A 1,595-nucleotide genomic window follows, 5' to 3' on the forward strand; every position below is an offset into this window, starting at 1 on the left:
CCCTTGATCGCATGCGGATAACCGACGACCGCAGCTTCCGAAACCAGATTGTGCGAGACCAGCGCCGATTCCACCTCCGCCGTTCCGAGCCGGTGGCCGGAGACGTTGAGCACGTCGTCGACCCGGCCGGTGATCCAGTAATAGCCGTCCTCGTCGCGCCGGCAGCCATCGCCGGTGAAGTACTTGCCCTTGTAGGTGGAGAAATAGGTCTGGATGAAGCGCTCGTGGTCGCCATAAACGGTGCGCATCTGGCCCGGCCAGCTGTCGGCGATGCAGAGATTGCCGTCGGCGGCCCCTTCCAGCACCTTGCCCTCATTGTCGACCAGCTCAGGCTTGACGCCGAAGAACGGCACCGTCGCTGAACCGGGTTTCAGATCGATCGCACCCGGCAGCGGCGTGATCATGTGGCCGCCGGTCTCCGTCTGCCACCAGGTATCGATGACAGGGCAGCGCTTGTCGCCGACGACATTGTAATACCACTCCCAGGCTTCCGGATTGATCGGCTCGCCGACCGTGCCGAGCAGGCGCAGCGAAGAGCGCGAGGAACGGGTGACGAAGTCGTCGCCGGCGCCCATCAGCGAACGGATCGCCGTCGGCGCCGTATAGAAGATATTGACCTTGTGCTTGTCGATAACTTCCCAGAAGCGGCCCTGATCGGGGAAATTCGGCACGCCCTCGAACATCAGCGTCGTGGCGCAGTTCGAAAGCGGCCCATAGACGATATAGGAATGGCCGGTGACCCAGCCGACATCGGCCGTGCACCAGTAGACGTCGCCACGATGGTAGTCGAAGACATATTCATGCGTCATCGAGGCGTAGACGAGATAGCCGCCGGTCGTGTGCAGCACGCCCTTCGGCTTGCCGGTCGAGCCTGAGGTGTAGAGAATGAACAGCGGATCTTCCGCCTTCATCTTCACCGGCGGGCATTCCGCCTTCACGGTAGCAACTTCCTGATGATACCAGAGATCGCGGCCCGGCGCCCAGCCGGTCTTGCCGCCGGTGCGGCGCACGACCAGCACCTTGCTGACATTGACGTGCTGGCGGGCGGCGATGTGGATCGCCGTATCGGTATTGTCCTTCAGCGGCACCGGCTTGCCGCCGCGCAGACCTTCGTCGCAGGTGATGACGAAAGTGGATTCACAGTCGACGATGCGTCCCGCCAGGGCCTCGGGGGAGAAGCCGCCGAAGACGACCGAATGCACCGCGCCGATGCGGGCGCAGGCGAGCATCGCGTAAGCCGCTTCGGGAATCATCGGCATATAGATGGTGACGCGATCGCCCTTCTTGACGCCGTGCTTCTTCAAGACGTTCGCCATCCGGCAGACGTGCTCGTAGAGCTCGTTATAGGTGATCTTCTTGTCGATATAGGGATTGTCGCCTTCCCAGATGATCGCCACCTGGTCGCCATTCGTCTTCAGATGGCGGTCGATGCAGTTATAGGAGACGTTCGTCTGGCCATCCTCGAACCACTTGATCGAGACCTTGCCGGTAAAGGAGGTGTTCTTGACTTTGGTATAGGGCTTGAACCAGTCGATCCGCTTGCCGTGCTTGCCCCAGAACTTGTCCGGATCCTCGACGCTCTCCTCGTACCATTT

1 protein-coding gene is annotated in these 1,595 nt (G+C 61.3%); it reads right to left on the reverse strand.

Annotated elements, in window-relative coordinates; genetic code table 11:
• The coding region (gene acs, locus C4N04_RS31360) for an acetate--CoA ligase (protein ID WP_106797765.1) at positions 1-1,595 on the reverse strand (1,595 nt) is incomplete at both ends.

It is taken from the genome of Rhizobium sp. H4 (assembly GCF_003013335.1).
Lineage (GTDB): Bacteria > Pseudomonadota > Alphaproteobacteria > Rhizobiales > Rhizobiaceae > Rhizobium > Rhizobium sophoriradicis.